The sequence below is a fragment of the Bacillus sp. FJAT-28004 genome, from assembly GCF_001280845.1.
Lineage (GTDB): Bacteria > Bacillota > Bacilli > Paenibacillales > Paenibacillaceae > Pristimantibacillus.
Genome location: NZ_LGHP01000002.1, coordinates 1,017,320 through 1,042,841, shown reverse-complemented (window position 1 = coordinate 1,042,841; position 25,522 = coordinate 1,017,320). Strand labels below are relative to the sequence as shown.

Here is a 25,522-nt window from a genome sequence, read left to right as displayed (position 1 = left end):
ATTACCCCTCCAAACAACATTGTCCGCAATCTAATTCTTTTTTTCATCATCTGCTCACCCTATTCACTCATTGCCGATTTTATCGCGTCGTCACCTGTATTTACGGTAATTCCACCCTCAATTGAGCTGACCATCCCTTGGGTCTCTGCAAGCTTGCGTATACGTTCAGAATCACTTAACATCTCTACTTGTTTCTTCAAGTCTTCCATCTCTACATTCATCGATTGGTAGTCGCTATTCAACTTCTTAATTTCGAGGCTCATGTCATAGATTTGCGCATAGCGTAAAATAATGACACCAGCAACTACAACGCACATTAATACGGTGAACATATACAATAACTTTTCCTGAACCGGTAATGATTTACGAGTTTTAACAAGTCGTTTCGTTTCCTTGATAACCGGTTGCTGACCCTGCTTTCGCTTAGGCTGCAGCGCTAAATTGCCATTCACATACGCCAATTCAAATCCCCCTCTTACAATTTTTCTGCAACTCTAAGCTTTGCCGACCTTGCACGCGGATTGAGCTCTAGCTCTCTCTCTGAAGGTACTACCGGCTTGCGATTAACTAATTTCACTTTGCCGGTATTTCCGCATACACATAACGGAAAATCAGGCGGACAAGTACATTTCTCCACAAACTTCGCAAATATTTGCTTGCAGATGCGATCTTCAAGCGAGTGAAACGTAATCACGGAAGCTCGGCCGCCAGGTTTTAAACAACGAATGGTTTGCTCCAAAGCCTCTTCCTCTGCTCCCAGCTCATCATTTACTGCGATACGAAGCGCTTGAAAGGATCGTTTGGCAGGATGACCACCTGTACGTCTAGTTGCTGCTGGTATCGAAACCTTTATTAACTCGGCTAGCTCACCCGTCTTCTCGATTGGTGCCTTCTCTCGTGCCTTCACAATATTTCTGGCGATGGAACGAGCGAATTTTTCTTCGCCGTAACGATCCAATATGCGTGAAATATCACGTTCATCCCATGTATTTACGATTTCATGTGCAGTCAGATCACTTTCTCGATCCATACGCATATCGAGCGGAGCATCATGATTGTAGCTAAAGCCGCGCTCTGCTTCGTCTAATTGCGGACTAGATACGCCAAGATCGAATAATATGCCATCGACTTGCGGAACGCCATCTAACATGGGTACGTTGCAGTTTCTAAGCTCCTGCTCCAAATCACGGAAATTACTTTTTACAAGCGTTACTTTATCTAAATAAGGAGCGAGCCTGACCCTTGCATTATCCAGCGCCAAGTCATCCTGATCGAATGCGATTAACCGCCCTCCTTCGCCTAGCCTTGAAGCAATTAATTCGCTGTGACCTGCCCCCCCAAGCGTACAATCGACGTAGATGCCGTCCTGCTTAATAGCCAAACCGTCAACCGCTTCTTCCAAAAGTACTGTTACATGCTGAAACACGCCAAAGCCCTCCCATTCTTGTTGTCCATTCTAGAAGTTAAAATCGAAATCGACGAGCTTCTCGGCGATCTCGTTAAAGGTTTGCTCCGATTGCTCATAGTAACCGTCCCATGTCTGCTTGCTCCATATCTCAACACGACTGGAAACGCCGAGCACCATGCAGTCTTTATCCAGTTTCGCATATTCGCGAAGATGGCTAGGTAAGTTTACCCTTCCCTGTTTATCCAGCTCACATTCGGTTGCTCCAGAAAAGAAAAACCGAGTAAACGCACGAGCATCTGATTTCATAAGCGGCAGCGTTTTTAGTTTTTGCTCTAAAACGCTCCATTCACTCATGGGATATACGAATAAGCAATTATCTAAACCACGAGTGGCAATAAACGAGGCTCCAAGCGAATCGCGGAATTTCGAAGGTATGATGATGCGGCCTTTCTCATCAATGCTATGTTGATATTCACCCATAAACATGACTTTGCACCACCCTCTCCCCTATTCTCACCACTTTGCCCCACTTTTCCCCACCTAGATACAGTAGTTCGCCACCTAAAATAAAAATCCTGCTCAATGAGCAGGATTTTCTAAAATAATTCACAGTATTAATGATTATTAATGTTTACAGCACTGGCGGCTGCTCATCATCAGGAACGGTTTGCTTCGGTGCCTTCTCTTTCCTTCTTCGATAAAGCCAGATTGAAGGGATCAAAATGACAGCTAGTATAGCTAATACAGGCAAAGCGCCTGCTAAAACAACGAGCAATAAATTAATGGCATCCCAAACCACTTTCGTGCTGTTAACCAATGCATCTGACATTCTGCCTCCTAGATGAGGTTGTTCCAAGCTTTTATTTTTTAGCGTTTGATTCGTTTGGTACATCCGCAGCTCCACAGTCGAGAAAGCTACATTGTTATCCAAATATCGAACTCGTCCTTTGATTCGTTCAATCTCCTCCTGCACCCCTGATAGCTGCTGAGAAAACTTTAACAGATCATCAGCCTTAGTCGCTTTTTCCATCATTGTAAGCAGTCTAGCCTCTACTAGCTGCTTCGCCTTCAGCCTTGATTCGAGATCAACATATTCCTCTGATACGTCCTTGCCGCCGATATTGCGTTCAAATTCATTATGTTTAATTTGCTCAATCCGATCAATGAACGACATAAACCCTGCAGCGGGCACTTTGATTGTGTAACTTGAACCGATTTCTCCCTCATGCTTCGTATCTTGAAATTGCAAAAGATAACCACCGCTTTGGTGAATGGCATTACGGAGCGAGGTTGCTGCGGAAGCTAGTTCGTCCACTTGCATACTTAAAGTCGCGGTATAAATAATTTTCTGGTTGAATTCATCTGTTCCGATCGCCAGCTGAGAATCTATACCCCCACCTAATGCCTCGCCCTGACCTTCTCCCTCGGTAGGCGCCGATTCACCCTTTGCGGCAGTTTCATTTACAACGTAGCTCGTCTCACTGTCAAAGTTCCCCGCAGCCGATGACTGCGTCTGTGCTAATTCCGAGCTTTTAGAGCTGCTAGAATCCATATTAGAGGAAGCACAGCCAACCAGCATACCAATTAAAACAATGATTGAAATGAATGAAAGTATTCCTTTTTTATATCTATACAAGAAAATCCCCCCTACTTTTATTTACCTTTAGACGCAGGCTGGGAATAAAAGGTTACAACTATGTTCTTGCTCAAAGTGCAAAGGGACGGCGTTCGTTTCTAAAATATATAATGTATTTTTTAATTGGATGCTTATAAAGGGTGATGCAACAAAAAAAGCCGCGATTGCTCGCGGCTTCTCCAATGCTCTATTATGCTTCTTTCCAGCTGTCCAAGTATGCCGATTGCTCCGCAGTCAGCTTATCAATGCCAAAGCCGAGAGACTTCAGCTTCAATCTAGCCACCTGCTCATCAAGCTCATAAGGGACATTGACAACCTTGCTGCCAATCGCTTTGTATTGCTCATTTACGTATTTCAGCGCAACAGCTTGCAGCGCAAATGTCATATCCATAATTTCCGCTGGGTGACCGTCGCCAGCAGCCAGATTAACTAAGCGGCCTTCTGCCAGCAAATAAATACTGCGTCCATCCTCCAGCTTATACTCTTCGATGTTGCGACGAACGGTCCGTACACTTGAAGATAATGCTGCAAGCTCTGGTTTGTTCGCTTCTACGTCAAAGTGGCCAGCGTTGGAAATAATCGCCCCATCCTTCATTACTTTGTAGTGCTCCCCGCGAATAACATCGCGATTCCCTGTAACCGTCACGAAAAACTCGCCAACCTTTGCCGCTTCGATCATCGGCATAACGGCAAAACCATCCATATAAGCTTCAACCGCTTTAATGGCATCAATCTCAGTTACAACAACATTTGCGCCAAGACCCTTCGCACGCATGGCAACGCCTTTTCCGCACCAGCCATAACCAACAACAACAACCGTTTTACCAGCAACCATAAGATTCGTGGTACGATTTATTCCGTCCCACACAGACTGCCCCGTACCGTAGCGGTTATCAAAAAGATGTTTGCAATAAGCGTCGTTCACAGCGACCATCGGGAACTTCAATGAGCCGTCCTTCTCCATCGCTTTCAATCGAATAATGCCAGTCGTTGTTTCTTCCGCTCCGCCACGCAGGTTTTCACCAAACTCCGGATGCTCCGAATTCAGAATCGTAGCAAGATCGCCGCCATCATCAATAATAAGATCAGGCTTCCACTCCAGCGCTTTAACGTTAAGTGCTTTAAATTCCTCAGGACTTGGATTATATTTTGCAAATACCGTAATGCCATCCTCAACGAGAGCAGCACAAACATCATCTTGTGTAGAAAGGGGATTGCTGCCTGTGATTGTAACATCAGCACCGCCTGCTTTGACAACCTTTGCCAAATAAGCTGTTTTTGCTTCCAAATGAAGAGCGATTGTAACCTTAAGCCCTTTAAAAGGCTGTTCCTTCTCGAATTGCTCGCGAATCGTATTCAATACCGGCATATGCGCAGCTACCCAATCAATCTTCAAACGGCCTTCGGGTGCCAATGATAAATCTGCGACAATGCTTTTATTTGCTGTACTCATTCCAATTGCCTCCTCATATTTCATAAATAAACAATCTCATGTCCGCCAGTTCGACTATACGGCGCTTCTAGCAGCTTGTCGAGCCAAATCAAGCTGTAACGATTCCAATAGGCAGCCATGTTAAGTACGCGCTCTTGCGGCTTGTTCTGCGGCATAATCGACAGATGGATACGATCAAGCTGTCGTGTTGACGCTTCAAATTGTTTATTGAAGGCATCAACCGTTTTTGAGCCCATATAGTTGATTTGCTCTACTATTTTTTGCAAATTCGTATCCCCAAGCTTAGAGAGCGATGGTTGAACGGACGTTGCCAGCTCAAGGAGCGGTTTGTAAAGCTGCTCGAACGTATCTCTTGCTTCTGCAAATTGCTGTTCTATGGACAGTCCATCTTGCGCCTTCAACCATTTCCCTTTGCGATCTTCGAAGTGTTCCATAACATCCTCAAAGGAAAGTTCATACTTATCCATATGCTTGGCTACTGTTCCTTCAATTAAAGTATAGGACATACGCGGCACGATAATTGGCATTTCCATATTTAGCGTTCGGAATGCTTCTCCCGTTAAAGCCCAGTACGCTATCTCCCCAGGACCAAGTACAGTAGCTAAGACAGGGAATAAATAATCCTGCATAAGCGGTCTCGTCAGAACGTTATTGCTAAGCTGCTGCGGATGCTCGTCAGCAATTTGAAGGAGCTGTGCCTCAGTTAGCGACACTTGCTCTTTCCGATCTTGAAATTTTCCATCCTTCTTGTGAAGAAGCGTTCTTTCTTCGCCATTATCTGGATTGAAGAGAAAAAGATTTGAGCTGCCAGCTGTTACATCCGCTTGAAGGCTATAACCAAGCTCTTTCACCTGTGCTGCAGAAGCAGCATAAGCTCCTTCCAATTCATCGTTCTTCTCAATCAACTTCCTGAACATAGGTGCTTCTATACGGCGGATGTCCTCATGATCGGCATCAATTAGAACTAAGCCGTGTTTCCCAAATAAATGACTCAAAATCATAGCAAAAAAATCAGATAATGATTTGGACTGCTTTGACATTTGGCGCAGTTCCTCTAGCATGACTGGCTTAAACTCAGAATGCGGCAGCGCTTGTTCGAGCTCTGCAAGCAGCTCTTCCCATATTTCTGCTGCAATCGTCGTGCGGCTCACAGCTGTGCGCGCACCTTCAGGACGCACAATGGACAGCTTGCGAAGCTCCTGCTCGGCCGTTAGGACGTAAGCATGGTTCGCTTCGTCCCAGTCATGATCCTCACCGGCAACCCAAAATACCGGAATAACCGTCCGCCCCAGCTGCTCACTCGCGGATTTGGCAGCACCAATGATGGATACCGCCTTATGTATGACAAGCAACGGACCCGTCCACAAACCAGCTTGTTGGCCCCCAACCACAACCGGAGCCCCCTCTGCCATCGCAGAAATCGAAGTAAACACTTCCGGAGCAGCATTAATCCCTTCATTGTATGCACGAAGCACGCGTGCTACCTGAGCAGCCTCAGCTCTAACGTCTCCGCTTTGCTCCAAACGATTGAAACGTCTAACCCAATCTTGATCCGCTCCCGCATGATAGCCATATAAAGCTTCAAGACGGTGATCGTTTTGATGTATATAAGCCTCTGTCAAAGGCTGTGCAATAGGCAATGCATAAGTATCTGTTCTCATAGCGCAGCCCGTAACCTCCCGCTTAATAGTCGTCAATGCGACTTCATATTATAAAACTGAACATTTTAATTGTACACAAAGGTGAAGCCGTCCGTCAAAATAAAAACACCTCTACTTATGAGAGGCGTTTAGCAATTTGTCATTTCAGTTATGCTGTCAGAACCATTTTACCGATACCGATGCACATAAATAAGATATACAGCACACTCATCATAAAAAAACTAAGTCGCCATATTGTCCGAAACACCTTTTTGGCATCAACTGCGCCGCGTTTGCGAAATTGAGCATTTCCAAGCAGTCCTCCGCCTAGAAGCATAAACAGTAATATACCGTAAATCCCAAATCTGCTGTTAAACAATTCATCAAACAATACTGCAACACAGCCAATTAAAAAAGCTGTTGTAATGTCCATAGCCAATCGGAATGCTTTCTTTCGATCCTGAATATACGCCCCATATCCAAATAAGATGATGGTGAAGGGTATGATTGGAATCACAGCCAAATAAGCGTATGCAAGCTTGATGCTTTCCCAAATCATTACCACTCGCACTCACTCCCTCATAGTCGGCTTTAGATGCAGCGCTTGAACCATCTTTACTACGGCTTGGTTTAACGGCGCTTGCAGCCCGTTCTTCTCGGCTAGCCACACGACCCCACCATTAATCGCTTCGATTTCTGTCGTTCTGCCCGCCCTTACATCACTAAGCATGGAAGAAATATTACGGCTGGTTTGCCTGCAAACATTTATAATGAGTTCCCAGCCGTTCCCCGGCAAGGTCATTCCAGCATGTACTAATACGAACTCGGTTTCCTCATACAGCGCTTGCATTAGCTTCACGCCGGAAGTATGGAGAGGCAATTGACCGTTCTCCACATCCAATAATGCCGTCAATGGATTAATTACTGCGTTAATAAGCAGCTTATTAAAAATTCGATTCTCCAAATCTTTCGACAGAAAAGAGGTAAATCCTGCCGTTTCCAGCAATGAAATCAACATTTTTTGCGAGATATCGAGAGATTCATCTCGATTTCGCTCATTTCCGTCCCATTCTCCAAGCCAAAGCTGCCCTTTTCCCGTATGCTCAACGGAACGAGAATCAAGTCGCTTCGCCCCCTCAGTCGTTACCGCTGCAAAAAGCGGATAGTTAGGAAACCTGTTTTTAATTCGCTCTAAATGTCCAATTCCATTTTGCATGCAAACGACTGCCGCACTCTCTCCCTCGTAACTGGACAAAAGTAATGCAAGTATATTTAGAAAAGCTTCATCCAAATCCGATTGTTTAACCGTAAGCAGCACCCATCGAAAGTCAGTATGATTTTTTTTTGTGTCTTGCAGTTCACGATGTTCAGAAACAGATCCGCTCCACGATCCTTTTACACGAATCAATTTCTCACTCGTTCCTGCGAGCTCCCTAAGCCTCACTCCTTGACTCTCAAGTAATGCCGCCTGTTCCTCGCTGCGCGTCCATATCGTAACATGCGCCCCTGCTTCTGCTAGCTTCGCCCCATAGAGCAGTCCAAGCGAGCCCCCTCCTACTACATCTATTTGCATCTTATACCCCTTCCGAACAACCGCTGCTCATCGCTATATTAGCAATCATCGTATCAAATTTTCCGAAAATATTGCAACAGATACAAGTTTAGCCGACGAATTCTTTCTATAAAAATGCACAAAATAAAAAGAAGCCAGCCCGCATTGCAGGCCTGCTCCTCTTATTTAAGCATTATAGCTTATTCAATCCGTTCCAAATTGCCGTTAGCATCCATCTTGAATCTTGGCTTAGCCTCGTCATCATTTGTTAAAACAGTAAGCCTTCTTGCACGATCCATAATTTGAATAAGTGTTTTGTAATCGTCGTTCACTGCGCGATAATCCGTTTGAACATTGTTAACCTCTTTGGACAATCTCTCATTCTGATCACGCAAACGGTATAGCTCATCTTCTTTGTCTTTCAGTTCTTTCTCATACCATTTGAGTTGGCGTGTTAAATCCTGATAGGTCGTCTTCCATCCACGGAGAAAACGAATAACAGCATCTACCGATAAACTTTCCTCGATTGCACCACTCTCTTGCTTAAAACCACGTTCTTCCGTTTCAAAAACGGCAATCGATGAAACATGCGGCGTTGCAATAATCGTTTGTTTTTTTAAATAATTACGCTTCTGGCGCTGCTGCTTTGCGATTTGTATTGCATCCTCATACCTTTTGCGAACGCAACTATTCCAGCGGAACCCGCATGCTGCGGATGTACGCCCAATGCGTTCGCCCACCTCTTCAAATGCTGCGAGCTGAGTACTACCTTCGCGAATATGGCGTAGTGTAACCTCGGCGAGAATTAAATCATCGTCCGGACTCCACGCATCTTGTCTAATTGCTGTCATGCAACAAAAACCTCCTAACGTAAAGGCGCTTACTTTATCTCTATGCCCTTGGTAGAGTTCATAGAATCTATTGGATACTAATTTGTATAACCAAATTTTCAATTGCTCATACATGTTAGCTCTTATATTTGAGCAAACTATATCCAACTCAACATGATTTAATGACATGCAAACAAAAAATTTGCGATTTCTTCACGTATTTTGGTTTACACTTATTACACCAAACGTTATAATGATCATTAGAAAATCGGGTCGCAGCGAAAGGGGGATGTTATTATGGCACGTATGTATCGGGTACTTGGCTTTTGGACCCTGGTAATCGGACTTATGGCTTTCGCAGGCCATATGACGGAATTTGCGCTATTGTTTTTTGCACAAGCCGTTGCTTTCGTATTTCTAGGCTACTTGAATTTCTCCGAGAGAACTTACATCGTAATGTTCTGGGGATATATGATCATTTCATTCGTGGGTTTCACGTATTGGTCGGTCTTCAAGATGGACTTGCCTTTCTAACAAAGGCGTCAGCGAAATACGCCAAGGCAAGCTTTAATCAAAGCCACGAAAGAGCAGCCTTTGTCCTATTGACAAAGGTTCGTTATGCGATTTAGGGTAAGAACAGACAAGATTACATATGAGTTCTTTTCCTTAAACAAAAAAGTGTCAGCCCTTATGGGGCTGACACTTTTTTTGTACAAAATTTATACTTTATCCAAAACCATCACCTTAAACGCCTCACTCATTTGATCGCTGAGCAGCAGCTGCCTAATCGCTCGATTCATCCGCGCCTCTTTACTAAAAGGGTCGGTGCTGTTGTGATTTTGAAGCATATCCATTACACCGTTTTCAATTAAAAATTGTTTTTGCGTCATATAGCTCGCAACCTGAAATCCGCTTTCTTCAGCTGCATGACGTATAAAAGTAAAAGGTACATGTGAAGTTATATCCTGCTCCCCTATTCGATTATACGGATTTGTGTTAGTTTGATGATGCGAATAACACATAAGAGTACCAAGCATCCGGTGCTCAGCGGCATATTCCTCAGCTTCATGACCATAATCAATAATGACAATACGTCCTCTAGTCATAACAGCTCCCAACCGTTTGAGAAAATCAAATGCTCCTGCATGCACTTCTATTTGTTGCCCCTCCAGCAATTGAATGCCGTCCCTGATAAGCCAATCAATTATTCGCGTATCCGTAAGCGGCATCTGTACTTCATAGAAACCATGCACGTCATTGCCAGCAACACCTAGCTCCACCAATTCCCCATTCACAAGCTGCACCCGGTGCACAGGAAAGGCATCGAGCAGCTCGTTTGCGAGCACAAGCGCAAGCTCTCTGAGCAAGCTTGAGTCCCAGGCATCATCTGAGGAGACAACCAAAGGTGTTGTACCGGATAGGCAGCTAATATGGGCAAAAGAATTCTGTGCTGCTTGACTATGAGCTGGATGATCCTCGATCAGGATGGATTGCATTTTCCTATTCCATTCGACGTCACGCTCACAGCCTGCAGCAGCAATTTGAGCTGACAATCTGCCCGTTCCTGCTCCCCATTCAATCAGTTTAAGCGTTACATCCTCCCTAGTCTCATAGGCGAGCGCATATTTCGCGAGAACTTCTGCTAGCACTTGCCCGATTCCTGAGCTTGTATAAAAATCGCCCTCCTTGCCGACTCTAACCGGCCCTGAACGGTAATAACCATACTGCTCATCGTATAAACATGCCTGCATATATTGTAAAAACGTAATACATTTAACCTTTTTCGAATTATCATTCTCATCCACACTGCTGCCATATGTATTTGCACTTGCTATATTTTCCGCTATTAAGGCTGCAAGTCGGTTTTCCATCATCATAAGGTTCATCCTTTTCCAAATGTAAGATATAATAGAATGGATTGCCGCATAAAATGAATGCTGAGGAGGGACGATGCCGTTGACATTGCCAGCCAGGCGCAATCGATTTTCTATAGCAGCCACTTCGATGCTACTCATCGCTTTGTTCCTGTTTCGGCTTCCCGTGTGGGCTGAGCCTCTTCCGGTTGATGAGGAGGATATGCATTCGCTGCTTGAGAAAAGCTTGTCTGTCGTTGAAATTGATAAAGAAATCATCCGCATACAAGAACAAAAGCAGCAGCTCATGCAAACGATGACGGATACAGAGAAGCAACTGCTCGTACAGGAACAGCAAATAGCGGACAAGCAGGAAGAAGCAGGAAATGTGCTGCGTGCTTACTATATGGGAGAACGAGACTTTTTGCTTAGTGCTCTTTTATCGTTTAATTCATTATCGGAATTGTTTCAAATGCTTGATTACGCCGAAATCATCCTTACTCAAGACAAGCATACCTTGAATACATATGTCGAGCAATATAAGAAAGTGAAAGAGGGTTACGAGAAGCTTGGAGTGAGGCGAAATGAGCTTAATGCCATGGAAGAGCAGCTCCGAACACAGAGAGAGCGCGTAGTTGCACTTGAGAAGCAGCTCGACGAACAGCTTGCAGGAAGGTCAGATTCCGATCGGATTCGGATTTTGATGAAGGAGCTTACATCATACTGGGAAACAGCAGGAATTGATGAGGTCAAGCAATATTTCCGTGCACTCTCAAAGGCGATGCAGAAGCTGCCAAGCTGGGTGCAAGAAAATAAGCAGCTGCTAGAAATAAAAGGTTTTCAGTACACGATTCGAGTGCCGGAGGATGATTTAAATTCATTCTTGCGTGAGCAAAACGATATTTTTAAATATTTTTCATTTGAATTCATTGACGGCAAAGTGATTGCTCAAGGAAAACGCGACAACATGGAAATAAAAATTAGCGGTCACTATACGATTGAGAATGATCCCAAAAACGCCATCCTATTTCATGTAGACGAACTCATTTTTAACGGATTTGCCCTCCCGGACACCACCCGCAGTGCTCTCGAGAAAGAATTTGATCTCGGTTTTTATCCCGATTTAATCGTATCCTTTCTCAAAGCGAATGCTGTTGATATGAAAGACGAGGAGCTTACCATCAAGCTTAGCCTTAAGTTATAGCTTCTACCTTCATTCCATTTTTAATCGAATAATAGCCTGCCTCCATTACAAAATGAGGCAGGCTATTTGCTTATTTCTCAAGTACAACAAGCGAATCGATGTATGCTGCCATTTGAAAAGCACCTTCGGAATGCTTTTTCCACAATTGCTCCCTTTGCAACCATTTTTCAGGCCAGAGCGGATCAGAAATCGGAATATTTTCGTCTGAGAGTTTAGTATTCAGCACCTTCTTCCACCAGGCAGGCGGAATATGAATTTGCTCGCTTTGAAGCGAGCTGTTGAATGAATATAACGAAGACCTCGCAGGTAAATAGCCAAGGCGATCATAAGTCATCTGTTGATTCATCAAATCAGTCATTTCCCCAATCCACAGCATCGCCTCCTCTTCGTTATCACTGTTCGAGGAGATGGTGTAGCTGCGTCCGTTCAACCAAGGATAATAAACTTGCTCATGATCGATGCTTAGTTTCATCCGCAAATCCTCATTTATGCTCTCGTATTGATTCCACGGAATAACAGCCGCAAGCAGACCATTACTTTGAAACGCTTCTGTTAATTGACTCATTGCATCAACATCGATCCTGCTCAAATTCGCCTCCATTTGCTGCAACCATTCCAACTGCTGAGCTTGCTGCTCGTTTAAAGGCAGCATTTTTAACAAGTTGGATGGTTTCGTTTGGAATGCTGCTAACCATATTAGTTGCTGATGCAAATCGCCTGCACTTAAGTTTAAGATGCTCGCCTGCGGATGAAGCTCAAGTGTCTTTAACGCAGCGGTCTGTAAGGAATCAAAGTCAGAAGGCGGTTCCTTAAAACCTGCCTCCTTAAGCAGTGCAGAGTTCCAAACGATTATATAGGGATTCAAATCCTTCGGCACGCCCCACAAATAACCGTTCCATTTGAGCGAATCTAACAATCCCGTCATTTGATCCGTGAGCGTATCGCCTGTCATAATGCTGTCTGCAGGCTTTAGAAACCCCCGTACGGCAAATGATCTAACCCATCCATTATCTAACAGCATAATATCTGCGGCTTCTCTCTGCTGGCTCTCAAGCGCCCACAGATCATAAGCTCTTTCCTTATTCGGCTCATTAGACAGCTCGACTTGAATATGAGGATATTTCATCATAAAATTCCGATTTAATTCCTGCAGCTGTTGATATTGCATATGTGGCAAGGAAACGCTTACAGAAATGTCTGACAGCTGATCAACAACAAGAGCACCAGGCGCCGGCTGAACATTTGATTTACCGTCAGGCTTTCCGATGCTTGTAGGATTTGCATTTCGTGAGAATGGGATAAGTAATAATGCTGCTAACAGTAATGCGCCGAATAAAACCAGCACGTATTTTCTGGGAGTCACAGCCTTCTTCCTTTCATCCTTGAATCTACTAAAAATAGGATAACAATAATTTGTTTTTTTGTCCAAATGAACCTTATATTATAAATAAAAAAAGCCCCTCTTTGGTGAGGGGCTCGCAAATCTTATAGTAAATCAGCTGCTAATTGGGCTAGTTTGGAGCGTTCACCCTTCTCAAGCGTCATATGGCCGCTGATTCCTTCTCCTTTGAAGCGTTCCACAATATGTGTCAAGCCGTTGCTGATGGAATCAAGGTAAGGATGATCGATTTGCTCAGGGTCACCCATCAGTACAATTTTGCTTCCTTCTCCAACCCGCGATACGATCGTTTTCACCTCATGCTTCGTAAGGTTCTGCGCCTCATCAATAATAATGAATTGTCCCGGAATGGAGCGGCCGCGAATATAAGTTAGAGCCTCGACTTGAATACTGCCCATTCCCATCAAAATTTTATCGATGTCACCCGATTTCTTCGTATCAAACAAATACTCCAGATTATCGTAAATCGGCTGCATCCATGGTCGCAGCTTCTCTTCCTTCTCCCCTGGCAAATACCCAATATCTTTTCCCATAGGAACAACTGGCCTTGCAATTAAGAGCTTCTTGTACTTATGCTCATCCTCCGTCTTCAGAAGACCAGCCGCCAGCGCAAGAAGCGTCTTGCCCGTACCAGCCTTACCGGTTAGCGTCACGAGCGGTACATCGTCATTTAGGAGCAGCTCAAGCGCCATACGCTGCTGAGCATTGCGAGCAGTAATTCCCCAAACTGGATCATTGCTTAAAAATAAAGGCTCAAGCCTTGCTCCGTCCTGACTAACCTTCAGCAGTGCAGATTTCGAGGTGCCCATTTCATCCCGTAAAATAACAAATTCATTCGGATTCAATCGAATGTTCAAATGCATGTTGTTTACCGTAAGAAAACGATAGGTGTAAAACTCATCAATGACTGCTGGATGAACAAATAGCGTCATATACCCCGCATAGAAATCCGACGACACAACAACTCTATCTGATAAATAATCTTGAGCTTGTAAGCCAAGAACGTCGGCTTTGATGCGAACAAGTACATCTTTGCTTACTAACACAATGCTTTGTTTCTCCGGCTCATTTTCCTGCTCTATATGGTAATTCAGCGCAACCGCCAAAATCCGATTATCATTGGACATTTCCCCAAACATTTCTTGTACTCGCATGAAGCTGCGGTGATTTAATTCCACCTTAAGCAATCCGCCGCTTGGCAGCACAATTCCTTCATGCAAGTGCCCTTTTTCTCTCATCTTATCGAGCAGACGTGAGATTGAACGTGCATTTCGTCCTAATTCATCAGCCAACCTCTTCTTTGAATCAATTTCTTCCAACACAACCGCGGGAATTATGACCTCATTATCGTCGAAAGCAAAAATCGCTTGCGGATCATGAAGCAGCACATTTGTATCGAGCACGAATATTTTTTTCATGAGAACCCTCCCGGTGTTGGATATTCATTAGAGGCCATACATAGCATATCGCTGCTGCGGGTAAACTATGGCGGACAGGTGACTATCAGCTTTTCATCGAGAAAAAAGAGGTGTCAAACATGTACAAATGGCTTACTTCAGCGATCATTGTTGTGATTGTAGCGACAGGTTGCAGCACCGTCGCACGTAATGAAACATCACCCTCTCCACGAAATGATGGCCGTGTCCATACGCAGCAAACTGAGCCAAGGAAAAAAGAAATCAAAAACTCGGCGCAGGTTGCGGTACATCTGGAGCAGTTGGCCAAAGGAATTGACGGAGTAACGAACGCGCACTGTGTCGTGTTCGGGAATACTGCAATTGTTGGCATCGATGTTGACGCCAAGATGGAGCGTTCAAGAGTCGGTACAATCAAATATGCCGTAGCCGAAGCATTCCACAAAGATCCATATGGCATAGATGCACTTGTAACCGCGGATATCGATATGTCCCAGAGAATCAATGAAATCGGCGCCGATATAAGACGAGGCAAACCGATATCCGGCTTTGCCGAGGAGATGGCCGATATTATCGGCAGGTTAATTCCACAAATGCCGCGTGACGTCATCCCTCAGGAACTCGAGAAACAGGTAGCTCCAAAAATGAATAAGAAATTGTAAAAGCCTCCCTCAAGACACAAAAAGCCTAGTGAGCTATCACTAGGCTTTCTTCATAGCTGCGAGAACCTGTACAACAAAGGTGTTCGCAGCAATATTCGTATTCGGCTCCTCGCACGCAAGGGTAGTGGACAAGCACACGTCGTTATTGATCGCAATGAGCCCACTCGAAAAGTTCAAGGCCAGCCCGTCAGAAACCGCATCAATCTTGTGCAATAGAACGATAGATTGCTTATGCAAAACTTCGATCGGTAGCTCGGATACTAAGGATACGGTATTGGTCATTCGCATGACCTCCTTCTGAACAGATTTCAAAAATGGCCTCTGTAGATTTATTATAGCTATAATATTAACTATAGTCTACGGTTATTCAGCCATTTTTGATTGGAGCGCAGCCTTTGCTTCCTTCAGCTTCGCTTCGTCCAAATAAACATAAGGACTTCTCCAAGTTCCTTCAAGAGGTATGAACGTAATATCATCGCGACTTAAGCCCAAATATGTGGTCATCATATTTTTAATTTCTTTGGAAGGCATATCCAGCGTCAAGTTTTTCCCTACTGCTTGCATAACAGACCCAATCTTCGTAACACCGTCAAATGATTTCATCTTGTCCGTTAGTGCTCCGATAACTTGGCTTTGCCGTGCATTGCGCTCGAAGTCGCTTGACATATTTTTCCCATTATTGGACTTGCGGTAACGAACAAAGTCTAATGCTTTCTCACCACTTAACGTTTGAACTCCTGGTTCCAAATCGATATTTGTACCATCAGCGGAGTCCTTGTATTTCATACGCATATCAACATCCACTGACACGCCGCCAATCGCATCCACCACATCTGCAAATCCTTGGAAATTAATGACTGCTGAGTATTTAATGTCGATGTCAAATAGTTCACTCATTACGTTGCGCACTTCTTGCTTCGCATCTGCATAAGCTGCTTCTTTGCTTAATTTCTTCTTATTGAGCGCATTCATATAAAAATCAGCATAAAAGCTATTGGCTTTACGCGCTCTATATCCCTCTACATCGATGTTAGTATCCCGAGGAATCGTAACCAATGTTGCCGTCTTCGAATTGGGATTAAATACAGCCACCATCATAACGTCGGTATTTAAACCGCCTCCATGAGCACGCGCGTCAATGCCCATCAGCAGCATGGCTACTGCCTTCTCATTTACTGCCTCTCCGGGCGGTATAACGACTTCTTTATCAACTGGCGATGAGATTTCATCTATGGCTTTATCCGCTTGCAATACCAAATAAGTTAAACCCGCAGCTACGATGAGAAGTATTGCAAACAACAATAAAAAAAAGATTTTCATTACCGATCGTTTTTTTCGCGGCTTTTGTTTTTTGGGTTTTGCTGGTGGACGAGAGCCCGTTCTTGGTGGTAATGCTGTTGATCCTTTACTCATATGATCCACCTTCAAGTTCAGTTGTATTTGGGATTGGATTCTATATCCGTTAGGAGCTGTTCGCCCAGCTCACGGGGGTAAAGCTGAAGCTTGGTACGGCCATCCTTCTCATACTTCACATGTATCATCGTGTCGTCGGTCTTCGTTATGACGTATTCCGTCAATCCATGATCCTCAGTTAATATTTGCTCAAAAAACGATAGTGTCTCAAATGCTGCATTGTCATCGGGACGAGCATCAGCAACCAGCTTAATTTGTAGCCAGTTGAATAGTGCGTCCTCGAACTTCATTTGCCAGATTCCGCATTTGGAGATTGACTGTCATTTGGTTTATTGCCCTTCCATTTGTCGTACAATTGACGACCACGGAGCATAAGCATCATAAGTACCGCTACTCCCATACATTGAATGATCGGCAGCTTATCCACCTGTAAAATCATTAGAACGAAAGAACCGAAGGCAATCAATGCATACACTAAAATTTCTTTTAATAAGGGAAGCTTTTGCTGTGCACGAAATACTTTATTGAATATGTATATCGTAAAACCCAGAATGATCAAATAAGAGACTAACTTATGATCGCTTAGCCATGCTTGCATACCGCATTCCTCCTTCATTGATTGTAAACGGCTTTCGCCGCACTTTAGTTGCACAGCACGAGTAACACTGTGAAATATAAGTGGGATTATAAGTTAAGCAACTTATAATCCCACTTATATTTTAAAGAAAACGTAAGGCTTTGCACGAGCAAAACCTTACGTTCATTTAGAAATCTGATCTTACACGCTTGCTTGAGCATTTTTACGGTTTTTGTCCGCACGCTCGCGCTCGCTTTTGTTCAAAATTTTCTTACGAAGACGAATAGTCTTAGGTGTAATTTCACAATACTCATCATCATTCAAGTACTCAAGTGCTTGCTCAAGTGAGAATAGACGTGGGCTCTTCAATGTTACAGTATCGTCTTTACCTGCAGAACGAATGTTGTTTAGTTGTTTTACTTTACAGATGTTTACAATGATGTCGTTCTCGCGAGTGTGCTCGCCAACGATCATACCTTCGTAAATTTCTGTACCTGGCTCCAAGAATTGAATACCACGATCCTCTACGCCCATCATGCCGTAGAACGTCGATACACCATTCTCACTTGCCACAAGCACGCCTTGACGACGGCCGCCTACGCCAGCGCCAGCTAGTGGACCGTAGCTGTCAAAAGCATTGTTCATAATGCCGTAACCGCGTGTCAATGTCAAAAATTGTGTGCGGTATCCAATCAAACCACGAGCAGGGATTTTGAATTCAAGACGAACCTGACCGTTGCCGTTGTTGATCATGTTAATCATTTCTGCTTTACGAGTTCCTAGGCTCTCCATAACTGCGCCCATGCTCTCTTCAGGCAAATCGATAAGAAGACGCTCGTAAGGCTCTACCTTCGAACCATCTACTTCCTTAATGATTACTTCAGGTTTGGATACTTGAAGCTCGAAGCCTTCACGACGCATGTTCTCGATAAGAATACCAAGATGAAGCTCGCCACGACCTGAAACGACAAAAGCATCCGGGCTGTCTGTTTCGTCAACGCGAAGTGCTACGTCTGTCTCAAGCTCTTTGAATAGACGCTCACGAAGTTTACGGGAAGTTACCCATTTTCCTTCACGGCCTGCAAACGGGCTGTTGTTTACGAGGAAAGTCATTTGAAGTGTTGGCTCATCGATTTTTAGAACCGGCAACGCTTCTGGATTTTGTGGATCAGCAATCGTTTCTCCGATGTTGATTTCACGGATACCGGCAATCGCTACGATATCGCCCGCTCCAGCTTCTTCGATCTCAACACGCTTCAAACCTACGAAACCAAATAGTTTCTCGATTCTTGCTTGTTTAATTCCGCCTTCACGAGTCATAACTGCAACGGTTTGACCTTGTCTAATCATGCCGCGGTTAACACGACCGATTGCAATACGACCAAGGTATTCGTTGTAATCAAGCAAAGTAACAAGGAATTGCAACGGTTGCTCCGTGTCTTCAGTTGGAGACGGGATGTTGCTTACGATTGTTTCGTAAAGTGCTTCCATGTTCTCATCTTGCTTCTCTGGATCAAGACTTGAAGTACCCATCAATGCAGAAGCATAAACAACTGGGAACTCAAGCTGCGCGTCATTTGCTCCTAATTCAATAAATAGATCAAGAACCTCATCTACAACTTCTTGAGGTCTTGCATTTGGACGGTCAATTTTGTTTACAACAACGATTGGTGTTTGGTTCGATTCAAGCGCTTTGCGCAAAACGAATTTTGTTTGCGGCATACAGCCTTCAAACGCATCAACAACCAAAAGAACGCCGTCAACCATTTTCATAATACGCTCAACTTCGCCACCGAAGTCAGCATGTCCAGGCGTATCAACGATGTTGATCAAATAGTCTTTGTAATTGATTGCTGTGTTTTTTGCCAAAATCGTAATACCGCGTTCACGCTCAATGTCATTTGAATCCATTGCGCGCTCTTGCACTGCTTCATGATCGCGAAACGTGCCTGATTGTTGTAGCAGTTTGTCAACCAATGTCGTTTTACCATGGTCAACGTGGGCAATAATTGCGATATTCCGTAAGTTCTCTCTTGCTTGCATAACTTGTAATCCACTCCAATTGTTTTTTATTTAAATCTTTTACCAACGCTTGCGTTTGCTTAGCATCATCCAAACACCTGCTGCAATTAACGCAACAGCAATCGCATAAATCCCCCAGCTCCACAAAAGCACAAGAATGACAAACACAGCCGATGCGGCAGCAAGCGCAATCGATGCCGTGAGTACAACACGCGGTCTGGATGAACCGAACAAATAATATTCGTAAAGACCAGCTGCCACTCCAAAAATAAACAGCGGCCACAAATATTTCATACTATCCCATCCAAAAAGGTTGCAAACGACAAACAGCAGGGCATATACGACGAGCATTCCACCTGGGACGAGCACGACCGCCGGAACTAATCTGCCGAAGTAGAGTACATGCAGAAGCACGCCGGGAATTAAGACGAGCAGCGGCCAGAAGATTGCGCCCAGAAAGCTGAATACACCTAACTTGCCCAACAAAATAACGACCCCGGCTAACAGCAAAATGATTCCAGCGGAATATTTGTTATTAGGCATTCGCGTTCCGCTCCTTACAGCGTCATTCGCATATGTTGACGAAAGACGACAGTTTTTATCTATATTAGTTTATAGGAACTGAGACAAAAATACCAGTACGTTGCGAGGGTCTGAACAAAAAAAAACCGTTCAGCAATATTTTGCGTGAACGGAGCAAGTCATAATCCTTATAAAACCGCCTTTTTTTTGACAATTGCAAGTGCGATGACAAGCGGGACGCAAAGCAAAGGAATCGCTTCAGCAAGCGTTTTTGATCCGTGGAACAGCCATTGATCCATGCCAGGGTCATGCATGAGCATGCCACCTGCTGCATATGCAAGTAATGCAGCCCCAATATAGGAAAGAGCAGGAAATCTTTGCAGAAGAGTTCCCAGTATCTGGCTTCCCCAAATAATCATAGGTATGCTTAGCGCAATTCCGAGCAAAATAAGAACAGAATCCCCTTCAGCTACCGCTGCAATTGCAAGAACATTGTCCAGACTCATCACGAAATCAGCTACAACGATTGTCCAAATCGCTTGACCAATCGTTTTCGCTTTTTTCACTGTATGCATTTCCTGTTGACTGCCTGCCTCTGCAAGCAGCTTAACCGCTATGTAGAACAACAACAACGCTCCAATGGCTTGCAAAAAAGGCACCTGTAGCAGTTTAATTGCAACCAAAGTCAACAGACATCTTAAGCCTACTGCAGCCATTGCGCCCCACCATACAGCACGTTTACGCTGCTCTGGCGGCAGTTGACCACTTGCCATGGCAATAACAATTGCATTATCTCCGCTAAGCAATACATTAATTAATACAATTTCGATAAATATAATAAGGCTGTCCAAGATACATACCCCCTCTAATCAGCTGTATGAACAAGCTGTGAGGAATATGTCCAAAAAAATTTTTGAATCACTCTTCACTGTAAAACGTATTTATTGTAGACCTCAAGATATTCCTTTTTATGGAAGGTGGAAATTACTTATGGAACTGTTCTCTGTCGAGTTTTTCTCCGCCCTGCTGACCATCGTTTTCATCGACCTTATATTGGCCGGAGATAACGCCATTGTTATTGGGCTGGCAGCACGAAACCTACCTAAGGAGCAACAAAAGAAAGCCGTTTTATGGGGAACAGTTGGAGCTATTGGCATACGAATCATCGCCACTTTGCTTGTTGTTCAACTTCTAAACGTTCCTTGGCTAAATCTTATTGGAGGCCTTCTCTTAGTATGGATCGCATACAAGCTTCTCGTACAAGAAGATGCACATGATGGCATAAAATCGGGTAATACGCTTTGGCAATCGATACGAACAATCATTATTGCCGATGCGGCAATGGGCATTGACAACGTAATCGCGGTTGCCGGTGCAGCCCATGGAGACACTTTGCTCGTTATTCTCGGGCTTCTCATCAGCGTACCTGTCGTTGTATGGGGCAGTACGATCTTCATCAAGCTAATCAATCGCTACAATTGGATCGTTTATGTAGGTTCAGCAGTTCTTGCATACACCGCTGCGAAGATGATTACTCATGAAAAATCGTTTAAACACTTTTTCGAGAATCAACTCATTTTTTGGTCCTTTGTTATCGTGGTGGTTATCCTTACAATCGTAGCTGGTTTATTGACCAATAAACGTAAAAAACAAAAAGCAGAACAATTAGATAGTGAATCCCACTAAGGAAGAGTATTGAAAAAGGCTTAGTAAAATAATAGTGATAAAAAAAGAAGCTTTGCAGGAGACATACGCCCTGCAAAGCTTCTTCATTCATAACTTGGTTTCCGCTAAAATTAGAACCAGCTATCTTCTCCTGCTGTTAGGGCAGCGGTTTGAAGCTGTGGTGACAACAGAATTTCCTCAGTTCCTTCAACAGCGGCAGTGAGCAATTGATTATAATTAGGAATTAAAGCCTCAATCTTCTCGACGATCCGAAGATTCGGATTCGTGCTTGGCGATTTAGGCAAAAATAATGTGCAGCAATCCTCAAAAGGCAAAATCGATGTTTCGAACGTTCCGATTCTCTCCGCCATCCGAATAATTTCATGCTTGTCCATCATAATTAACGGCTTAAGCTGCGGCAGCTCCGTTGCTCGTCCGATTACATTCATGCTCGGCAGCGTCTGGCTCGCCACTTGGCCTAAGCTCTCGCCAGTAACAATCCCATTTGCCCCATTACGCTCCGCCAGCTGCTCTGTTATCCGAAGCATTGCTCTTCTCATTAACGTAATGATGAGGTTGTCGCTTTTCGCTTGTACTATTGTCGTTTGAATTTCGGTAAACGGCACAAGATGGAGCTTAATCGGCTCACCGCTGAAATAGGATAAACGCTTAGCGAGCTCGATCACCTTATCTTTAGCTTGCTCACTTGTGAATGGGTAACTGTGAAAATGTACAGCCTCCACTTCAAGGCCTTTGCGTAAAGCGAGCCAGCCCGCTACAGGACTGTCAATGCCTCCAGACAGCAGCAGCATAGCTTTGCCATTCGATGCAAACGGAAACCCGCCAGCGCCCGGTATGACATCGTAGAATACGTAAGTCGCTTCCGCTTGAATATCTACCCGCAGCTCAATATCTGGCTTGCTGACGTTTACCTTAAGACCCTGCATCGCACGCAGTACATGCCCGCCCACCAAGTGATTCATTTCCTGCGAAGTATGAGGAAACTCTTTCCAAGCACGTTTCGCGCTCACTTTGAACGTTTTCGGCTGCTCTGGCAAAGACTGCATAAGAGCAAGCGCCGCTGCTCTTATTTTCTCAAGATCAGCCTCTGTGCTGACAACCGGACTTAAAGAAACAATGCCGAACAAATCCTTCAAGCGATCCGCAATAGGCTCATAAGCGTGTCCATTCAGCTTGACGTAAAGTCGACCAAACGATTTGAAATAAGTAATATTATCGTAAGAAATTAATGCTTGCTTTACCTGATCAAGCATTCGCTTCTCGAATTTATTCCGATTTCTTCCTTTTACCATTAAATCTCCGTAACGGAGCACGATCTGATCATAAAACAAAGTTAAGTCAATCTCCTCTCAAGCGGCTTAAGTTGTGCGACAACATGACGCAGTTCAGCTCCTAAGGCTGTAATATCTCGCTCTTCATGCTCATCCCCAAAACTAATTCGAACGCCACCGCTCGCTTGCTCATGACTTGCACCAATGGCAAGAAGCACGCGGCTCGGCTTGTCATCCTTTGAAGAACAGGCCGATTTCGTTGAAGCCATTATACCACGTTGCTCTAACATATGAATGACAACCTCAGGCTTCATTCCCGGATATGAGAAATGAATAATATGGGAAGCTGCCGGTTCCGCTCCATTCAGCTTCAGCTCTGGAATTTGCTCGATAAGCGTAATTAGCTGCTGTTTGAGCACCTTCATTCGCCCTTGTCTTTGCTCCATCGAAGCAAGCGACATGCGCAGCGCCTTCGCTGACGCAACAATAGCCGGCACGTTTTGCGTTCCAGCACGATGTCCATACTCTTGCGAGCCTCCAGTAAACAAAGGGTACAGCGTAATGCCATCACGAACGTACAAATAACCTACACCTTTAGGCCCTCGCAGCTTATGCGCTGAACCGCTAAGCAAATCGATGCCCCAATTCTCCAAATGAATCGGCAGCTTCCCGATGCTCTGCACGGCATCCACATGAAATATGACCTTTGGATAACGTTTGAGCAAATTTGCAATGCTCTCGATTGGCTGAATCGAACCGATCTCGTTGTTGATATGCATCACACTTACGAGAATCGTCTCATCTGTAATGGCCGCTTCCAATTGCTCTATCTCTACATGCCCCGACTTGCTTACTGGCAAATAAGTGACCCTGAAGCCTTCTTGCTCGAGCTGCGCAAAAGATTCGTAAACGGAAGCATGTTCAATTTGCGTCGTTATCAGATGTTTGCCCCGTCCAGCGTACTGGCGAGCCACACCCTTTATCGCAATATTGTTAGACTCCGTGCCGCCCGAAGTAAATACCCATTTCCCCTTTGAGGTTTGCATCTGCTCGGATAGAACGGCACGCGAGCGCTCAATCAATTTATCTGCATCGGTGCCCGCACGATGGAGTGATGAAGGGTTCGCATACTGCGACTTCATCACTTCCATCATCGTTTGTACGACTTCTTCATACGGCGGGGATGAGGCACAATGATCAAAATATAACATAGTTGTATAATCTCCTTTTCAAAAAGAAAAAGATCATCGATCGCTCACGCCTGTACGACGGTTCGCTAAATCGTGATCTTATTGCTGTCGTTCTACTTGGCTTGAAGCACCTTGGCAACATAGCGCTGTGTTTCTTCCGGCAACGCTTCAAGATTTTCTATTAGCTGCTCGTTCGTTCGTATTCCTGCACGATCCACTCGGCCCGGCCCTGCATTGTAAGCAGCCAGAGCAACCTGCTCGTTACCATTATACTTGTTCAACAGCATCGATAAATATTTTGTTCCGCCATCAATATTTTGGGCGGGATCAAATGAATTGCTAACGCCAAGTCCTCTCGCCGTTCCGTCCATTAGCTGCATGAGTCCCTTAGCACCTGAACCCGACTGCGCATCCGCTTTAAAGCCGGATTCGGTTTGGATTACCGCTTGAATTAAAGAAGAATCTACACCATATTTGGCTGACGCCTGTTGAATAAGCTCGTCATAAGCAGATGGAGCTCTATCAGACACGCTTTCGCTGCTAAATGACATATTAGTCAAGCCGCTAAGTGAACTCAGCTGTGAGAGCGCATCTGCTGGCATGACTTGCGCCAAAGCATTATTTTCAGAAGAAGTATCGGACATATATTGGGATAAAAGAGTATCAAATAAGGATGCCGAGCCATCGCCTGTAGTCGCTTGCAGCGGATTAGAGGCTGCTTGTAGGTCTATGCTTGGTGAAAGCTGAAGCTGCAATAATGTTTTTATAATCCGAGGGTCAATACTCATCATGTCCTCCTAGCTGTATCATTATGTATATTTGTCGTGTGTACATTAAGTATATCGGTTTTAATTGTACATGTTTTTAGAGCAAACAGCCAGTTTCCCCTCAAGGATCCTTTCCATTTTATTATAAAGGTATTTGCAGGTTTAAAGCACGAATATAAAAAATTGCTATATGCAGCATTTAAAAAAGACCGCTCCAATAAATTGGAACGATCTTTTGCTTAATTCTAATATTTAAAATAGTGCTTATTTAAATACTTTCACGCGTTCATCGATCGGTTGGAACGTTTTTTCGCCTGGTGCTGCTGTTGGTTTGCCAAACGGCATTTGTGCAATCAGCTGCCAAGAATCAGGTAAAGACCATGTTGTTTTTACTTCTTCATCAATGAGCGGATTGTAGTGCTGAAGTGAAGCGCCGAAACCTTCATTTTCAAGTGCTGTCCACACTACGAATTGATGCATGCCGGAAGTATGCTGCGACCAGATCGGAAAGTTGTGAGCATAAGCCGGGAAGTTTGCCATCAAGCCATCAACGACTTGTTTATCTTCGAAAAACAATACAGTACCGTATCCGCTTTTGAATGCTCCCATTTTTTGCTCTGTAGGCTCGAATTGATCTGCTTGAACCATATTGCGAAGCGTATTTGTCGTAATATCCCACAATTTATTATGATTTTCTCCCAGCAATACGACTACTCGTGTACTCTGCGAATTAAAAGATGATGGCGTATGCTTGACCGCTTCTTGTACCAATTCTACAATTTTGTCATCGGAGATAACGGCCTCCTTGCTAATACCGTAAATCGAGCGTCTTTTACTTACTGCGTCCAAAAAAGCCTGTGATGTCATTGGTTCTCCTGCCTCTCAGATGTTGTGTGTCTTCTTCGATTGAACTTAAGCATAAACCTAAGAAGCCAACTACAACTTCAATTAATTTAATTACTTTTAGAAAGTAACTTTATTATATTCAAACTCAATTGTCAAGATCAACAGATTCATTATTC

27 protein-coding genes are annotated in these 25,522 nt (G+C 44.2%); 4 read left to right on the top strand and 23 right to left on the bottom strand.

Going from position 1 to position 25,522, the window contains the following annotated elements; all coding sequences use genetic code 11:
* Positions 1-59: 59 nt before the first annotated feature.
* The 9 genes from ftsL to AC787_RS26570 form a co-directional block, all read right to left on the bottom strand.
* A complete protein-coding gene (gene ftsL, locus AC787_RS26610) occupies positions 60-452 on the bottom strand; it encodes a cell division protein FtsL (RefSeq protein ID WP_235561141.1) in 393 nt (130 codons plus the stop codon).
* A 23-nt stretch (positions 453-475) separates the two neighbouring features.
* The gene (rsmH, locus tag AC787_RS26605) at positions 476-1,426 is read right to left on the bottom strand and encodes a 16S rRNA (cytosine(1402)-N(4))-methyltransferase RsmH (RefSeq protein ID WP_054027959.1); all 951 of its coding nucleotides are present in this window, start codon (positions 1,424-1,426) and stop codon (positions 476-478) included.
* A gap of 30 nt (positions 1,427-1,456) precedes the next feature.
* Complete coding sequence (gene mraZ / locus AC787_RS26600; protein ID WP_054027958.1) at positions 1,457-1,894, bottom strand: division/cell wall cluster transcriptional repressor MraZ; 438 nt, start codon at positions 1,892-1,894, stop codon at positions 1,457-1,459.
* Positions 1,895-2,039: 145 nt separating this feature from the next.
* Complete coding sequence (locus AC787_RS26595; protein ID WP_054027957.1) at positions 2,040-3,044, bottom strand: DUF4349 domain-containing protein; 1,005 nt, start codon at positions 3,042-3,044, stop codon at positions 2,040-2,042.
* A gap of 190 nt (positions 3,045-3,234) precedes the next feature.
* Positions 3,235-4,497, bottom strand: coding sequence for an adenosylhomocysteinase (locus AC787_RS26590; RefSeq protein WP_054027956.1), 1,263 nt, complete (start codon positions 4,495-4,497; stop codon positions 3,235-3,237).
* 20 nt (positions 4,498-4,517) lie between these two features.
* The gene (gene bshC / locus AC787_RS26585) at positions 4,518-6,158 is read right to left on the bottom strand and encodes a bacillithiol biosynthesis cysteine-adding enzyme BshC (RefSeq protein ID WP_054027955.1); all 1,641 of its coding nucleotides are present in this window, start codon (positions 6,156-6,158) and stop codon (positions 4,518-4,520) included.
* Positions 6,159-6,306: 148 nt separating this feature from the next.
* Positions 6,307-6,696: a DUF3397 domain-containing protein gene (locus AC787_RS26580; protein ID WP_054028210.1), complete on the bottom strand. Its 390-nt coding sequence runs from the start codon at positions 6,694-6,696 to the stop codon at positions 6,307-6,309.
* A 12-nt stretch (positions 6,697-6,708) separates the two neighbouring features.
* Entirely contained in the window at positions 6,709-7,710 is a 1,002-nt protein-coding gene (locus AC787_RS26575; protein ID WP_054027954.1) for a ketopantoate reductase family protein, read from the bottom strand.
* 179 nt (positions 7,711-7,889) lie between these two features.
* A complete protein-coding gene (locus AC787_RS26570; protein WP_054027953.1) occupies positions 7,890-8,540 on the bottom strand; it encodes an RsfA family transcriptional regulator in 651 nt (216 codons plus the stop codon).
* Positions 8,541-8,816: 276 nt separating this feature from the next.
* On the opposite strand from AC787_RS26570, the gene AC787_RS26565 reads away from it, so the two are divergent.
* The gene (locus tag AC787_RS26565) at positions 8,817-9,053 is read left to right on the top strand and encodes a DUF2626 domain-containing protein (RefSeq protein WP_053375484.1); all 237 of its coding nucleotides are present in this window, start codon (positions 8,817-8,819) and stop codon (positions 9,051-9,053) included.
* Between the two features lie 185 nt (positions 9,054-9,238).
* Here the strand turns inward: AC787_RS26565 and AC787_RS26560 are convergent, their stop codons facing one another.
* The gene (locus AC787_RS26560; protein WP_161807575.1) at positions 9,239-10,396 is read right to left on the bottom strand and encodes a class I SAM-dependent methyltransferase; all 1,158 of its coding nucleotides are present in this window, start codon (positions 10,394-10,396) and stop codon (positions 9,239-9,241) included.
* Between the two features lie 73 nt (positions 10,397-10,469).
* Here AC787_RS26560 and AC787_RS26555 point away from each other — a divergent pair, with 73 nt between their 5' ends.
* Positions 10,470-11,576: a coiled-coil domain-containing protein gene (locus AC787_RS26555; protein ID WP_054027951.1), complete on the top strand. Its 1,107-nt coding sequence runs from the start codon at positions 10,470-10,472 to the stop codon at positions 11,574-11,576.
* Between the two features lie 70 nt (positions 11,577-11,646).
* Here the strand turns inward: AC787_RS26555 and AC787_RS26550 are convergent, their stop codons facing one another.
* Positions 11,647-12,939, bottom strand: coding sequence for an extracellular solute-binding protein (locus AC787_RS26550; RefSeq protein WP_054027950.1), 1,293 nt, complete (start codon positions 12,937-12,939; stop codon positions 11,647-11,649).
* A gap of 122 nt (positions 12,940-13,061) precedes the next feature.
* A complete protein-coding gene (locus AC787_RS26545; protein ID WP_054027949.1) occupies positions 13,062-14,393 on the bottom strand; it encodes a PhoH family protein in 1,332 nt (443 codons plus the stop codon).
* 119 nt (positions 14,394-14,512) lie between these two features.
* Between AC787_RS26545 and AC787_RS26540 the strand changes: the two genes are divergently transcribed.
* On the top strand, positions 14,513-15,052 hold the full coding sequence (locus AC787_RS26540) for a YhcN/YlaJ family sporulation lipoprotein (RefSeq protein ID WP_054027948.1): 540 nt from the start codon (positions 14,513-14,515) through the stop codon (positions 15,050-15,052).
* A 39-nt stretch (positions 15,053-15,091) separates the two neighbouring features.
* Here the strand turns inward: AC787_RS26540 and AC787_RS26535 are convergent, their stop codons facing one another.
* From AC787_RS26535 to AC787_RS26505, 7 genes are all read right to left on the bottom strand, one after another.
* A complete protein-coding gene (locus AC787_RS26535) occupies positions 15,092-15,334 on the bottom strand; it encodes a hypothetical protein (protein ID WP_054027947.1) in 243 nt (80 codons plus the stop codon).
* Positions 15,335-15,415: 81 nt separating this feature from the next.
* On the bottom strand, positions 15,416-16,465 hold the full coding sequence (locus AC787_RS26530) for an LCP family protein (protein WP_054027946.1): 1,050 nt from the start codon (positions 16,463-16,465) through the stop codon (positions 15,416-15,418).
* A gap of 17 nt (positions 16,466-16,482) precedes the next feature.
* Complete coding sequence (locus AC787_RS26525) at positions 16,483-16,755, bottom strand: hypothetical protein (protein ID WP_054027945.1); 273 nt, start codon at positions 16,753-16,755, stop codon at positions 16,483-16,485.
* The gene (locus AC787_RS26520; protein ID WP_054027944.1) at positions 16,752-17,063 is read right to left on the bottom strand and encodes a YlaH-like family protein; all 312 of its coding nucleotides are present in this window, start codon (positions 17,061-17,063) and stop codon (positions 16,752-16,754) included. The genes AC787_RS26525 and AC787_RS26520 overlap by 4 nt, the downstream gene beginning before the upstream one ends.
* A 180-nt stretch (positions 17,064-17,243) precedes the next feature.
* Positions 17,244-19,085, bottom strand: coding sequence for a translational GTPase TypA (gene typA, locus AC787_RS26515; protein WP_054027943.1), 1,842 nt, complete (start codon positions 19,083-19,085; stop codon positions 17,244-17,246).
* Between the two features lie 39 nt (positions 19,086-19,124).
* Positions 19,125-19,607, bottom strand: coding sequence for a hypothetical protein (locus AC787_RS26510; protein ID WP_054027942.1), 483 nt, complete (start codon positions 19,605-19,607; stop codon positions 19,125-19,127).
* Between the two features lie 167 nt (positions 19,608-19,774).
* Entirely contained in the window at positions 19,775-20,437 is a 663-nt protein-coding gene (locus tag AC787_RS26505) for a TerC family protein (RefSeq protein WP_054027941.1), read from the bottom strand.
* 139 nt (positions 20,438-20,576) lie between these two features.
* Between AC787_RS26505 and AC787_RS26500 the strand changes: the two genes are divergently transcribed.
* Positions 20,577-21,272: a TerC family protein gene (locus tag AC787_RS26500; protein ID WP_054027940.1), complete on the top strand. Its 696-nt coding sequence runs from the start codon at positions 20,577-20,579 to the stop codon at positions 21,270-21,272.
* Positions 21,273-21,382: 110 nt separating this feature from the next.
* Here the strand turns inward: AC787_RS26500 and thiI are convergent, their stop codons facing one another.
* The 4 genes from thiI to AC787_RS26480 form a co-directional block, all read right to left on the bottom strand.
* A complete protein-coding gene (gene thiI, locus AC787_RS26495; RefSeq protein ID WP_054027939.1) occupies positions 21,383-22,603 on the bottom strand; it encodes a tRNA uracil 4-sulfurtransferase ThiI in 1,221 nt (406 codons plus the stop codon).
* A gap of 2 nt (positions 22,604-22,605) precedes the next feature.
* Entirely contained in the window at positions 22,606-23,754 is a 1,149-nt protein-coding gene (locus AC787_RS26490; protein WP_054027938.1) for a cysteine desulfurase family protein, read from the bottom strand.
* A gap of 92 nt (positions 23,755-23,846) precedes the next feature.
* Complete coding sequence (locus tag AC787_RS35235; RefSeq protein ID WP_054027937.1) at positions 23,847-24,524, bottom strand: lytic transglycosylase domain-containing protein; 678 nt, start codon at positions 24,522-24,524, stop codon at positions 23,847-23,849.
* Between the two features lie 240 nt (positions 24,525-24,764).
* On the bottom strand, positions 24,765-25,367 hold the full coding sequence (locus tag AC787_RS26480) for a nitroreductase family protein (protein ID WP_054027936.1): 603 nt from the start codon (positions 25,365-25,367) through the stop codon (positions 24,765-24,767).
* Between the last annotated feature and the right edge of the window lie 155 nt (positions 25,368-25,522).

Coding starts and splice junctions, on each gene's coding strand:
- mraZ (WP_054027958.1), bottom strand. CDS start 1,894: ATGTTTATGGGTGAATATCAACATAGCATTGATGAGAAAGGCCGCATC.
- AC787_RS26590 (WP_054027956.1), bottom strand. CDS start 4,497: ATGAGTACAGCAAATAAAAGCATTGTCGCAGATTTATCATTGGCACCC.
- bshC (WP_054027955.1), bottom strand. CDS start 6,158: ATGAGAACAGATACTTATGCATTGCCTATTGCACAGCCTTTGACAGAG.
- AC787_RS26580 (WP_054028210.1), bottom strand. CDS start 6,696: ATGATTTGGGAAAGCATCAAGCTTGCATACGCTTATTTGGCTGTGATT.
- AC787_RS26575 (WP_054027954.1), bottom strand. CDS start 7,710: ATGCAAATAGATGTAGTAGGAGGGGGCTCGCTTGGACTGCTCTATGGG.
- AC787_RS26570 (WP_054027953.1), bottom strand. CDS start 8,540: ATGACAGCAATTAGACAAGATGCGTGGAGTCCGGACGATGATTTAATT.
- AC787_RS26565 (WP_053375484.1), top strand. CDS start 8,817: ATGGCACGTATGTATCGGGTACTTGGCTTTTGGACCCTGGTAATCGGA.
- AC787_RS26560 (WP_161807575.1), bottom strand. CDS start 10,396: ATGATGATGGAAAACCGACTTGCAGCCTTAATAGCGGAAAATATAGCA.
- AC787_RS26555 (WP_054027951.1), top strand. CDS start 10,470: ATGCCGTTGACATTGCCAGCCAGGCGCAATCGATTTTCTATAGCAGCC.
- AC787_RS26545 (WP_054027949.1), bottom strand. CDS start 14,393: ATGAAAAAAATATTCGTGCTCGATACAAATGTGCTGCTTCATGATCCG.
- AC787_RS26540 (WP_054027948.1), top strand. CDS start 14,513: ATGTACAAATGGCTTACTTCAGCGATCATTGTTGTGATTGTAGCGACA.
- AC787_RS26535 (WP_054027947.1), bottom strand. CDS start 15,334: ATGACCAATACCGTATCCTTAGTATCCGAGCTACCGATCGAAGTTTTG.
- AC787_RS26530 (WP_054027946.1), bottom strand. CDS start 16,465: ATGAGTAAAGGATCAACAGCATTACCACCAAGAACGGGCTCTCGTCCA.
- AC787_RS26525 (WP_054027945.1), bottom strand. CDS start 16,755: ATGAAGTTCGAGGACGCACTATTCAACTGGCTACAAATTAAGCTGGTT.
- AC787_RS26520 (WP_054027944.1), bottom strand. CDS start 17,063: ATGCAAGCATGGCTAAGCGATCATAAGTTAGTCTCTTATTTGATCATT.
- typA (WP_054027943.1), bottom strand. CDS start 19,085: ATGCAAGCAAGAGAGAACTTACGGAATATCGCAATTATTGCCCACGTT.
- AC787_RS26510 (WP_054027942.1), bottom strand. CDS start 19,607: ATGCCTAATAACAAATATTCCGCTGGAATCATTTTGCTGTTAGCCGGG.
- AC787_RS26500 (WP_054027940.1), top strand. CDS start 20,577: ATGGAACTGTTCTCTGTCGAGTTTTTCTCCGCCCTGCTGACCATCGTT.
- AC787_RS26490 (WP_054027938.1), bottom strand. CDS start 23,754: ATGTTATATTTTGATCATTGTGCCTCATCCCCGCCGTATGAAGAAGTC.
- AC787_RS35235 (WP_054027937.1), bottom strand. CDS start 24,524: ATGATGAGTATTGACCCTCGGATTATAAAAACATTATTGCAGCTTCAG.
- AC787_RS26480 (WP_054027936.1), bottom strand. CDS start 25,367: ATGACATCACAGGCTTTTTTGGACGCAGTAAGTAAAAGACGCTCGATT.